This is a genomic window from Thalassoroseus sp., assembly GCF_984380535.1.
The window spans coordinates 173,155-185,268 of sequence record NZ_CFHRBF010000002.1; the positions used below are offsets into that span (position 1 = coordinate 173,155).

Consider the following 12,114-nt stretch of genomic DNA (forward strand, 5'->3'; position numbering starts at 1 on the left):
GAAACTTAGGGGAACCGGGTGAACACGTCAAGCCGCCCAGGAAATTCCGGCAATTGACACCGAATCTCATGGCCCGATTGGTGCGGAATTGCGGATTCTTCCCCCGGAATCGCCAATGTCTTCCCCACGTTGGATTCCCGATGGGTACAATTTCCGTGTGCGGGTGTATTCACAAGGAGTATCCGACATTATGTCCCCTCAGCGATTGACATTCCTAACTGCGGCTTACATTTGTTCGCTCGGCTTCACAACGACAGCGATTGCCCAAAGCGAATTTGTCCTCAGAGTTCCGGGACAGGATGCGTTGACCTCGTCGGCGATTGTCGACGAATCGCAAATCGTCATCCGTGATTCCCAAGGCCAACGCTTCGTTTACGAACGTGACCGACGCCTGGACACCCGTGACGGTGAATACCTTGGTTTCTATTCACGCGGCGCACGACAAGCATTGCGATGGCCGACGGATTCCCGAGGTTCGATGCTCATTGGCGATGCCGGCGGCAATTGGCGGAAGAGTCAGCAACGTATTCAGCCCGCTGGTCGGCCAGCAGCCCGACCGACGAATCGGCCACCGACGGGATTTGGCCCCGTCGGCAGAAATATACCAGGAGTGGAGCAGTTCTACGATCCGCGTCAGATCGAGCTTCCGGGGTTGGGCTATGGACGCGGAAGTCAACCAATGCAACAAGTGGAAACACGACGCCCAATCGTCGATCCACGTGATCGTCAGACCGGCCAGTTGCCGCAAACGAAATCGGCCTTGAAACGTTCGTTGGCGGAAGTCGCATTTCTCCCGCGTCAACGGGATTCGCTTGACGTCGGTTACATCGATGATCGTGGCCAATACCAACTTTATCGCGGTTGGAAGGACTCGTGGAACCAAGTTTCTGTGCCGGCCCGAGAACGGCTCGTGCCCGGCGCACCACTCGCAATGTCGACCTGGAACGACGGTAGTTCACGGGCATATACCGTAACTCCGGACGGTCGATTGATCGGTCTCGATGACCGTGGCCAAATCGAACCGCTGACGAAACCAGATATCTTTGAACCGGGAAGCCATTTGCTAGCCCATCAGAATGGTGCCGACATCAATGGGTTCAGTGTCGACCGGCAAGGGCGACTGTGGCAATTGGATTTCGACAATGTGCAACAACACCGTTTGATCGACCCGCAACCCAACCGCTTCGATCCCGGCGTTCCGCTTGCTTATGTCAACGATGGACTCGGCGGCCAACCGGAACTGTTCGGCGTCGATCGGAACGGATCGCTCGTAAGTTACGCGCAATCCGGCAATCGTTGGGCCGGGCCAAATGTCGTGGGCAATGGGTTTCCTCCGGGAGCACCATTGACGGCCGTGTCTCTACCGAACGGCAACGCGTCCATTACATATGCGGCCGCCGTGGATACCGTGGGACGAATGCAGCTACTTAGCCGGCAAGGGCGACGCTGGAACGCAACGCCCGTCGTGCAACAGGGACTGGCACCGAACGCACCGGTTTCTCTCGTCAACACGCCGAATGGGCTGATGCTCTCCAGCGTCAACGGACGCGGCGAATGGCAGACATGGCGACAAGAGGTGAACGGTTGGGCCGCTCAGCAGGTTGCATCAGGATTTTCCGTGGCTGCCCCGATCGCAATCGATCCGCTCTCGATGACCGGGTTCGGAATTGACGCCACCGGCCGTCTGCTCGCAAACACTTACGGACCTCAAGGTTGGGACTCGTTCCTGCTGTTACCAGGACTCGACTACACGCCGCGAATTCGCTCGCGACAACTCGTCGCCGCCGCACCATTGCCACCGGCACGGGTCAACTTTGTCAATTCGGGCGAGGAAGAATTGATCATGCAGCTTGCGGACTTATTTGCTCCCGGTCCGCCGGCCCGTCACAAGATTCCGCCCCGAGGAAGCATTCCAATTGAAATCCCCCGCGATGCCGGCGGTGTCTTGCGGGAAGTCCATACGGTTCTCACGCCAACGGGGTGGGTTGAGGAAGTCAGCGAAATCCCGCTGGCACCGCAGCAAAGATTCACCGTCGTCGCCTGGGCCAATCGCACGACATACTCCTACATCGACCCCAAAGGCGTCAGCGTTTTACCCGACTTCGATCTCAAAACAGCTGTCAGCTTGGGCGTCTTCGATTTGCCACCGGGTGAGTTTCTTCGCGATGGGGAACAAATCGATGTGCTACAAGTTGCCCTGGCACAACGCAATCCCGGTGCAGCCCAGTTCTTCGAATATCCCCAGGAGCAACCGGAGTTTATCCCCCGGGAAGCTCCATCCGACGCACTGCCTCCGTCACTTCGAAGACAATTCGAAATGCCTCGCGAAACGCCATTACGACCGCAGACCGAACCGCCGCGAACAGAGAACCGGTTGAACGCGCCGCCATTGCCCACACCATTGGCACCCGAGACGGTCGTACCGCGACGGGAAAGTCCGGAGCCCGATCCGAATGATCCCAAGGAAGGGCCCCAACTGTTACCACCATTGCCGAACTGATTGGCGAGATTTTCTTGGCGTCCATGCCGCTTCGATTCAGTGTTCGAAGCGGCTATAATTCGCGGATCGACACTTCAAAGTTCTATAAAACGGTAGGCAAGCGCGACAATGAGCAAGGTTCGATGGGGTATCCTCAGCACCGCGAAAATTGGCACGGTCAAAGTCATTCCTGCGATGCAGAAGGGCCAGTTCTGTGAAATCGCGGGGATCGCATCGCGAGGCGTAGATCGGGCGAAAGCAGCAGCCGATGAACTGGGCATTCCGAAAGCCTATGGCAGTTACGAGGAACTCCTCGCCGATCCGGAAATCGATGCCGTCTACAATCCGCTGCCGAACCATCTGCACGTGCCATGGTCGATCAAAGCCCTCGAAGCCGGCAAACACGTACTCTGTGAAAAGCCGATCGGTTTGACCTCGGCGGAAGGGCAGGAGTTGGTCGAAGCTGGGAAGGCTCACCCGGATGTGAAGCTCATGGAAGCCTTCATGTACCGCCATCATCCACAATGGCAGAAGGCCAAGGAGTTGGCCACGAACGGGTCAATCGGCAAGTTCCGAACCGTGCAGACTTCGTTCGCCTACTTCAACGACAATCCCGACGACATCCGCAACCAAGCCGACGCGGGCGGCGGCGGGTTGATGGACATTGGCTGTTATCCGATCTCACTCTCGCGATTCCTCTTTGACGACGAACCGGAACGCGTGATTGGGGAAGTCGAGTTCGATCCAAAATTTCACACCGACCGCATCGCCTCGGCGATCATGAAGTTCCACAACGGCACCGCGACATTCACCTGTTCGACACAACTCGTGCCGTATCAACGAGTGAATATTTTCGGCACCGAAGGCCGCGTGGAAATCGAAATCCCCTTCAACGCACCGCCCGACAAACCCTGCAAAATCTGGCATCAACGCGGCAGCGAAATCAAAGAAATCACCTTCGACATCTGCGATCAATACACGATCCAAGGCGACTTGTTCTCCAAGGCGATCCTCGAAAACACCCCCGTCCCCACTCCCATCAAAGACGCCGTCGCCAACATGCGCGTCATCGAAGCCATTCTGGCGAGCGCTCGCGATTCTCAATGGGTGGTGGTGTGAATCAGTAGGCTGGGTCGTGACCCAGCATTCCACTTGAATGCAATGCTGGATCAAGTTCTAGACTAAGCGACTTGAAATCCCCCATTGTCAGCGGTGCGTCGTTTCCGTTTTCCATGAATAGGAACAAGTTGTCCCGAAGACAATGCAAGCAATGGTGAGGGAATGCAACCAGCTGCGTGCGTTTGCGGGTTCTCGACCAACGTACAGCCAGGGGGTAATCAGGATTGCAATCATGATCAGAACGGCGGCCACTCGAATGAGATTGCGAGTTGAAAACAGTCCGCAGGGGAGCGATGTTGCAACCAGAGAAACGACGGCGAGGCACCATCCGGGTGTCATCAAGTAACTCGAGCCAGCATCAACGGAATCAGCCGGGACAATATCGATTGCCGGAAAGAGCGCATACGCCAACCACGCCCACGTTAGAAGCTGTGCGAATATGATGCAAAAGAGTTGCATCGGAACTTATTCCCGTCGGCCGGGACTTATTCGGATGTGTCCCAGCATTCTGCCCGATTTCGATGCTGGGTCCCGACCCAGCCTACGCGAATTCTGTGTCGTCGGAATCCACGAAGTCGATAATTCCCATCGTAGTAAATGATGTTTCATCGACCGACGGGGGAGCAAACGCCACGCAATGTCGGAGTTCGACGTGTATGGCGATTTCATCGTCGGATCGGCAAAAGTAGACGTTCTGATCACACTCTTCGCAGTATCGCACATCACTCGTTTCGGTTCGATCGAGCGACTCCCAGCGATTCGGACACCGAAAGCGAAACACCGGCTCACAGTTGACAACCTTCGCCGCTCGGGCAAGGTAGTGAAACTCGACGGCTTCCTCGATCTGCATTCGATCGGCCGTATCGACGTTGATCCGGTAGCCAGGGAACAGGAAGTCAAGCTGTGCAATTTGATCAAGCAATTGAACCGACTGCGGCAGCACGAGGTGCAAGGAGTCCGCCGTGGCCGCAATCGGCAAGGCTGGGAAATCAAACGCAATCGATCTAGGAACGGCATCCAACGCCTCATACGAAACTTCAATCCCTTCCAGCGAAGTCAGATGAGCCATCGTTTCGTCGCTCCTAGACTGTGAAAACTAACTCGCGGTCACTCCCATCGCTTTTTGCACTGCTTTGCCCATGTCGGCGGGGCTGCGGGCGACGGCAACGTTCGCTTTTTCGAGGGCGGCGATTTTTTCTTCCGCGGTGCCGGCTCCACCAGAGATGATGGCACCCGCGTGGCCCATGCGTTTTCCGGGAGGAGCCGTCTGACCGGCAATGAAGGCAGCGACGGGTTTTGTCACATGAGCGTCGATGTATTCCGCTGCGAGGATCTCCGCGTTTCCGCCGATCTCGCCGATGATCAGCATCGCTTCGGTGTCGGGGTCGTTTTCGAACATTTCGAGCAGTTCAATGTAGCTCGTGCCGATGATCGGATCACCACCGATACCGACCGCGGTGCTTTGTCCAAGTCCGACATTGCCGAGCTGCCAAGTCGCTTCGTAGGTCAGCGTGCCGCTCTTGCTGATCAAACCGATGCTACCCGGTTTGTGGATGTACCCCGGCATAATCCCAAGCTTCGCAATACCAGGCGTGATCACACCGGGGCAGTTCGGGCCGATGAGTCGGGCACCGCTGCCTTTGATGCAGTCTTGCACCTTGAGCATGTCCATGACCGGAATGCCTTCGGTGATCGCGACGATCAATTCGATACCTTCATAGGCCGCCGAGATGATTGCATCAGCGGCGAACGGCGGCGGCACGAAAATCAAGGAAGCATTCGCGCCGGTTTCCTTGACGGCGTCAGCGACGGAATTGAAGACGGGGAAGCCATCCACATCGGTCCCGCCTTTGCCAGGCGTAACCCCGCCGACAATGACGTCCTCACCAGGCCGCACCTCGGCAGCATATTCCCGGCACTTCTGGCTATGAAACAACCCCGCCTTGCCGGTAATGCCTTGGGTGATCACACGAGTGTTTTTATCGACTAAGATGCTCATTGCTTTGAAGATTCAATATGTGAATTCGAGAAGGAAACGTTCCAAATGCGGACCGACGTCGGTTATGCATTCAACGTCGCGACGACTTTCTGAGCGGCGTCGGTCAGGTCGGTAGCGGTCGTAATTTTTTTGCCGCTTTCGCTGAGCATCTTGCGGGCGAGTTCGACGTTCGTGCCTTCGAGACGAACCACCAACGGCAGTGTGATCCCGATCTTGTCATAAGCAGTGAGTAGAGCTTCGACGATGGTGTCGCATTTCATAATTCCGCCGAAGATATTCACCAGAATGGCCTTCACATTGTCATCGGCAAGGATGATGCGGAAGGCTTCGGTGACTTGATCGACGTTCGCTCCGCCGCCGACGTCCAGGAAGTTCGCCGGTTCGCCGCCGTGGAGTTTGATCAGGTCCATCGTGCTCATCGCCAGACCAGCCCCGTTCACAAGACAGCCGATGTTGCCGTCGAGTTTCACGTAACTCAGCCCAGCCTCGGCGGCTTGGACTTCGGTCGGTTCTTCTTCGGTCAGGTCGCGAAGTTCCTCGACGAAGTTCTTGTGACGGAACAGGGCGTTTTCATCGAAAGTGACTTTCGCATCGAGGGCAACGAGTTTCTGATCTTTCGTGACCACGAGCGGATTGACTTCCGCCATGCTGCAATCGTTCTCGATGAAGAACTTGCAGAACTTGGTCAGGAAGTTTTCCGCACTGCGGACGGCGGCATCGGAAAGCCCTAAAGCGTATGCCAATCGGCGGGCTTGATAGGGTTGCAAACCGTATGCGGTGCCGAACGGTTCTTTGATGATTTTTTCGGGCGTGTTATGGGCGACTTCTTCGATCTCCATGCCGCCTTCGGACGACATAATCACGACCGGCGAACCATATTCACGGTCGACGACGATCCCGAGGTACAACTCGTTCTCGATCGGCAAACCCTCTTCGACGAACAGCGTGTTGACCTGCTTGCCTTCGTCGCCGGTTTGGATCGTGACGAGCGTGTTGCCAAGCATCCGTTCGGCGTTTGCTTTTGCTTCGTCGGCGGAACGCACCAGCACGACGCCGGGTTGTTCAGGTTGTTCTTTGAAGCGGCCTTTGCCCCGACCACCGGCGTGAATTTGGCTTTTCACCACGGCCAAGTCGCCACCCAGTTCAGTGTAGGCTTTCGCGGCTTCGTCGGCAGATTTGGCCACGATGCCCCGCGGCACGGGCACGCCGGCTTCCCGGAGAAGTTGTTTCGCTTGATACTCGTGAATCTTCATGGAATCAACAATTTTCGGTGGTGAATGAGCGATGTAGTTGTGGCGGACGTTCGATCGCGCTCTCCTCGATTGCTCTCGAAACGAACCGCCGTATCATAGCCAGCTTGGGGCAGGGAATCCACTTGCTCCGATGGGTTTTCGATGAACGCCGCAAACTCACACCTGTCAGCAGAAAGCCACCGTCATGCTCAACGGAATTCCGCCAATCATCTCACCGGAATTGATGTACGCCCTGATGAAAATGGGGCACGGCGATGAAATCGTGCTCGCCGACGGCAACTTCCCGGCCGATTCACACGCGCAGCGACTGATTCGAGCCGACGGACACGGCGTACCGGATTTGCTCGCCGCGATTCTGCAGTTCCTGCCGCTCGATGACTTCGTCAAATCCCCCGCAGCGGTCATGCAACCCGTCGACAACACCGCCGAGACGCCACCCATTTGGACGGAGTTCGAACACCACATCAACTCAACTGCCGAACGCCGGATCGAACTCGAACGCGTTGAACGCTTCGCATTCTACGAACGGGCGAAAGCTGCTTACGCGATCGTGGCGACGGGGGAGACGGCGATTTACGCGAATCTGATTCTCAAGAAAGGCGTAGTGCGAGATTCCTAATTCTTAGGGTGGCCCAGGTTGCTTGCAAACTGGGATCACGAAGTGATCAAGAGGTCTCAAGTCAATCGCCCCAACGCGAACGACCTCTTACTGCTTCGCAGCCCAGAAAGAAATCTTTCTGGGCCACCCTGGGGCATTATTCTTCTGGCTTAAGCGTAGCCCCCATGCCCGGTCGTGGGAGTTGCTTGTTGTTTGATGAAAGCAACTCAAGCTGACCCCAGGAATGATTCGGTGACACTCTTGCGATGGTCAATTTCCACGGCGTCACCTTCGAGTAATACATGAATTGATCGCCTGGCTTCACCTTGTGCCGCGCCCCGAGGTCCAGTACGGCCGTCTTCCCCTCGGAATCCACCGAAAGCAAACGGCCATATGTAGACTTTGGCATCGCTCGGCTGCCACCGACGGGAACGAGTTGCTCATTACTCCGTAGAGTAATCACGCGCTCGCTGGTGATCACGTCAAGGTTGGCGTGGACGGAATACAGACCCGGAAACGGAAACTCCGGGTTTTGCACTTCATTGGGATCTGTCACCCGATTCTTAAGATGCCGTCCCTTCGTCTGCCAAGGGATCGACAAAACTTCACCCGCCTTCAACACGTACTCCGGTTGCGGGAGCTCACGCCGTGGTCCGAGCACGCCACCCCGCCACGGCACAACCGCCGGCACACACTGGATGCTAGTGGCCGCTGCGAGGTAATCCTTCACATCGCCGGGTTCGTCGTGTCTCCAACCGGCCCGCAATGTCATCGCAGCATTCGACGTGTTGTGCAAATCCAAACGCACATTGAATCCCTCCTCGTTCGTGTCCGATCGCGGAGTGACCAACAACCCCAGGCGTAGTCCGCCATCCTCAGGCCCGGGTTCTGGCAATGCCGCCGGTTCCGCCGCCCGCAGACACGTCGTGAACAAGATAAGAGCAGCGAGAATTGGTAGTTGCGTTTTCATGTTCGCATCCTACCACGAAATTCTCAGGCAAGTGTAACCTGTCTGTAACGGCCGGGTGGCATGCACAAGCTTCAGAGCTTGAGCATTTTCGCCGGTGACTGTTGAACAATCAAAACATGTTCAACGTAGGGTGGCCCAGGTTGCTTGCAAACTGGGATCACGTAGTGATCAAGAGGTCTCAAGTTAGCTGCCCTTGCTCAAATAACCTCTTGCTGCTTCGCAGCCCAGAAAGAAATCTTTCTAGGCTCCCGGCGCGGTGGTACTGTCGAAATGAGATTTCAAGGGTGCCACTGGCTTTGCCAGTGCAACGTTCGATCGACTCTATCCACGAGAATCCCCACGCCGACAATCGTGCCGGCGAGCTGTCGACTGGAAATAGTTGTCGGTTCGTTATGATCGTGGTCAAACGGCAAAACAACAGGATCCCGATCGAACGTTTATTCACGACCCTTCACTCTGATTCCTCGACTGGATCCCCAACGGCACTGGCAAAGCCAGTGGCACCCAAAGAAACACCATTCGACAGTGCCACCCTGCCGTTTTCATGTTCGCATCCTACCACGAAATTCTCAGGCAAGTGTAACCTGTTCGTAACTGCTCTGTTTGACCGCTAGACATTGGTCACACTTATAGTCATTGAGTGCCATAAGGACTCAAATTGTCGAACCACGACTCAGAATGAACGGTCCGCACATCGGACCCTACTCGCTGCACCGCAGGGTTAGTCTGCAACTTTTTGATATTGAAACTTTTTTCCGCTCGGCTCATAGGTGATGAAGGGATGCTGCTCGTCGAACTCATGACTCATAATAACTGCCTTCCCAAGAGTATCACCAACCAGTTGCAAAAGGCCTAGTAACTCGTGGAGTACCACCTCTGAAGTCACCTGGCGAGGGCAGATGTCAAACTCAATCGCCGTGGTGGTGAAGAAGTGGCATGCAACCAAAATGCTGCCGACATGAAATTTTAATAATGGGCTTACAGTATTGCGATTGTTGAACACCTCTTCGACGGTTGCTGGAACTGGACGTACTGTATGATCAACTGAATACTCCAATGTGTAGGTCGCACGGAGCACATCGAATAATATTTGCCAATGCTTGATGGTTGTATCAAGAACGTAGATGTCGCGAAGTGCTCCATCAGGCTCAAACTCTCGTCGGCATGTGTCCCAGCGAATCATAGATGCGTCGGTTTTCGTAGCGAGCAAGTAGGGTCCGCTGTGCGGACCGCTCATTCGATGGTGGAATGTAGAAATGGTCCGCATAGCGGCCCCTACTTGTTCGCTTTATCTTGTTCTTCCTCGAGTTTGTTCAGCAAGCCTTTCAAGAGAGCTTCCTCGACTGCTTTTGTTTTGGCCTTCGTTGCTTCGAAACCGCTGGCGGCCGCTGCATCAATTTTCTGAGATTTCTCGGAAGCATATTTCGCAACTGACGCTTCAAAACGGGCCAACATGTCTCGTGTTTGTTCGGCTGTTTTCCGCGTTTCGGCGATTGTGATGTAAGCAACGACGGACAAAATGGCGATTTCGATCACCCATGAAACCCAGTGGTTGACGATGAAGGTTACAACGGGATTGCCTTTGTTTTCCATCACAATGTCCTGAGCTTGGGTTTCCAAAACTCGGCTATAAGATCACCGTTTGTTCGCGATCCGGGCCGACGGAGATGATTTCGACGGGGCGTTCGACGAGTTCGGCGAGGGCGTCGAGGTATTCGCGGGCGGCTTTGGGGAAGTCGGCGAGTTTCTTCACGCCGCAGATGTCTTCCGTCCAGCCGGGTAGGGTGCGGTAGACCGGTTTGGCTTTTGCGAGGTCTTCGATGTGGCTGGGGAAGTCGGTCGTGCGTTCGCCGTCGATTTCGTACGCCTCGCAGATGCTGAGTTCCGGCAGACCGGTGAGAACATCGAGTAGGGCGACGGCGATGCAATCCACGCCGCTGATCATCGCCCCATATCGCGTGGCGACGGCATCCAACCAACCACACCGACGCGGACGACCGGTGACGGTGCCGTATTCGCGACCCACATCGCGGATGCGTTGGCCGGTTTCGTCGTGGAGTTCCGTTGGGAATGGTCCGCCGCCCACGCGGGTCGTGTAGGCTTTGACAACGCCAATCATGCGATCAATCACACGCTCCGGCACACCACTGCCGGCGTGAATCCCACACCCGGAACTATTCGAAGACGTCACGAACGGGAATGTGCCATGATCGATGTCCAGCAAGCTTCCCTGGGCACCTTCGAAGAGCAATTTCTTCCCGGCTTTCAACTCACGATGGAGCAGGGCGGTGGTGTCGGTGATGCGGGGACGCAAACGGTCGGCGGCGGCTTGGAAGTCCTCGAAGATGGCGTCCGCGTTTAACGGTTCGGCATCGGGATCAAGGGCCTGAATGATGATGTTTTTCTGCGGGACGATTTCTTCGAGCCGTCTGCGGAAGACATCAGGACGGATGAAATCGCCCATGCGGATGGCGTGCGTGCGGCCGGCTTTGTCGCGGTAACACGGGCCGATTCCCCGCATCGTCGTGCCGATGGCGTCGTCCTTGCGGGCTTTCTCCAGAGCTGCTTCTTCCAATTGATGCCAAGGAAAAATGACGTGAGCCCGGTCGCTGATGACCAAGTTGTTGACTGGCGCATTGTTCTGCTGCTCGATGCTGTCGAGTTCTTGCAGAAATGCTTTGGGATTGATGACCACACCGCCGGCGATCACGGACGTTTTTTCCGGGTGCAGCACACCCGCCGGAAGCAAGGAGAGTTTATACGTCTTCCCATTGAACACCACCGTGTGACCGGCGTTGTTGCCTCCGAGGTATCGCACGACGATGTCGTGATCTTCGGTTAGCAGGTCGACGATTTTCCCTTTTGCTTCATCCCCCCATTGGAGACCAATGACAGCCGTTGCAGCCACGATAGTTCACCCTCAATTTGGATTTCGCCGCGTCCACGAATGACCTGGAACTGCGGCTGCGGTCAAAAAAGCCCGGACGAGTTTAGGGGAACCGCTACAGTTTCGCGAGTGTAACGGCTATTCGGGAATAAAGAGCTGGAAAAGATTTGCCGAAGTTCAGGTCGGATTTCCAGACGAGTTGGGGATCGGCCAGGGGAAAGTCCGATGAATACAAAGCGGAGCAAACCCGCCCGGACTCTCGCCTTGAGGAACGTTTGATGACCAACCCTGATGCAGCTCGCATGGATTCTGGAGTGAAGCCCAATCGAGTCCCTGGAATGAGGCCAGCCCGTCCCAAGCGACGGGTGTTAGTCGTCGAAGATGACCCTGCAATTGCCGAGTGCATCGAATTTGCTCTGACAGCCCGTGGCTACCAGGTTCTTTTAGCGGCCGACGGCACTGAAGGACTGTGTCGTGCCGAGCGAGATTTTCCCGAACTGATTATTCTCGATGTCGTTCTGCCACGCCGAAGTGGACTAGTGCTGCTGGAACGGACCCGACATTGGCACCCCGGTCCGCCCCGAATCATTCTCATGACGGGCAACGACGAACCGCGACATCGAGATTTTGCCCTCAGTCGCGGGGTCGACGGATTCTTCGCCAAACCATTCGACGTCGAAGACCTGGCAGTAGCCGTCGACGGATTATTCGCAATCCCAAGGCGGACAAGCGCTTAGCGATCGATTCTCAAATTCCGATAAGCGGGCGTTGATTGCTTCATCCGAGTCGCCAAAACCACGCTCACCGCA

The 12,114-nt window shown here is 55.9% G+C and carries 11 protein-coding genes; 4 read left to right on the top strand and 7 right to left on the bottom strand.

Annotated features, from left to right (window positions below):
- Positions 1 to 115: 115 nt before the first annotated feature.
- Both AC5DDB_RS03080 and AC5DDB_RS03085 read left to right on the top strand, forming a co-directional pair.
- A complete protein-coding gene (locus tag AC5DDB_RS03080; RefSeq protein WP_491738207.1) occupies positions 116 to 2,500 on the top strand; it encodes a hypothetical protein in 2,385 nt (794 codons plus the stop codon).
- Between the two features lie 108 nt (positions 2,501 to 2,608).
- Entirely contained in the window at positions 2,609 to 3,598 is a 990-nt protein-coding gene (locus AC5DDB_RS03085; RefSeq protein ID WP_491738208.1) for a Gfo/Idh/MocA family protein, read from the top strand.
- Between the two features lie 541 nt (positions 3,599 to 4,139).
- Here the strand turns inward: AC5DDB_RS03085 and AC5DDB_RS03090 are convergent.
- The 3 genes from AC5DDB_RS03090 to sucC form a co-directional block, all read right to left on the bottom strand.
- On the bottom strand, positions 4,140 to 4,667 hold the full coding sequence (locus tag AC5DDB_RS03090; protein ID WP_491738209.1) for a hypothetical protein: 528 nt from the start codon (positions 4,665 to 4,667) through the stop codon (positions 4,140 to 4,142).
- A gap of 27 nt (positions 4,668 to 4,694) precedes the next feature.
- Complete coding sequence (gene sucD, locus AC5DDB_RS03095; RefSeq protein ID WP_491738210.1) at positions 4,695 to 5,597, bottom strand: succinate--CoA ligase subunit alpha; 903 nt, start codon at positions 5,595 to 5,597, stop codon at positions 4,695 to 4,697.
- 62 nt (positions 5,598 to 5,659) lie between these two features.
- On the bottom strand, positions 5,660 to 6,850 hold the full coding sequence (gene sucC, locus AC5DDB_RS03100; protein WP_491738211.1) for an ADP-forming succinate--CoA ligase subunit beta: 1,191 nt from the start codon (positions 6,848 to 6,850) through the stop codon (positions 5,660 to 5,662).
- A 184-nt stretch (positions 6,851 to 7,034) separates the two neighbouring features.
- On the opposite strand from sucC, the gene AC5DDB_RS03105 reads away from it, so the two are divergent.
- Positions 7,035 to 7,469: an RbsD/FucU family protein gene (locus tag AC5DDB_RS03105; protein ID WP_491738212.1), complete on the top strand. Its 435-nt coding sequence runs from the start codon at positions 7,035 to 7,037 to the stop codon at positions 7,467 to 7,469.
- A gap of 136 nt (positions 7,470 to 7,605) precedes the next feature.
- On the opposite strand, the gene AC5DDB_RS03110 is transcribed toward AC5DDB_RS03105, so the two are convergent.
- From AC5DDB_RS03110 to AC5DDB_RS03125, 4 genes are all read right to left on the bottom strand, one after another.
- Entirely contained in the window at positions 7,606 to 8,418 is an 813-nt protein-coding gene (locus AC5DDB_RS03110; protein WP_491738213.1) for a hypothetical protein, read from the bottom strand.
- A 721-nt stretch (positions 8,419 to 9,139) separates the two neighbouring features.
- Positions 9,140 to 9,601: a hypothetical protein gene (locus tag AC5DDB_RS03115; RefSeq protein ID WP_491738214.1), complete on the bottom strand. Its 462-nt coding sequence runs from the start codon at positions 9,599 to 9,601 to the stop codon at positions 9,140 to 9,142.
- A gap of 92 nt (positions 9,602 to 9,693) precedes the next feature.
- Complete coding sequence (locus AC5DDB_RS03120; protein ID WP_491738215.1) at positions 9,694 to 10,011, bottom strand: hypothetical protein; 318 nt, start codon at positions 10,009 to 10,011, stop codon at positions 9,694 to 9,696.
- Between the two features lie 34 nt (positions 10,012 to 10,045).
- On the bottom strand, positions 10,046 to 11,326 hold the full coding sequence (locus tag AC5DDB_RS03125) for an adenylosuccinate synthase (RefSeq protein ID WP_491738216.1): 1,281 nt from the start codon (positions 11,324 to 11,326) through the stop codon (positions 10,046 to 10,048).
- A 257-nt stretch (positions 11,327 to 11,583) separates the two neighbouring features.
- Between AC5DDB_RS03125 and AC5DDB_RS03130 the strand changes: the two genes are divergently transcribed.
- Positions 11,584 to 12,042 carry a response regulator gene (locus AC5DDB_RS03130; RefSeq protein ID WP_491738217.1) on the top strand — a complete coding sequence of 153 codons (459 nt, stop codon included), beginning with the start codon at positions 11,584 to 11,586 and terminating at the stop codon, positions 12,040 to 12,042.
- The last annotated feature ends 72 nt before the right edge of the window (positions 12,043 to 12,114 follow it).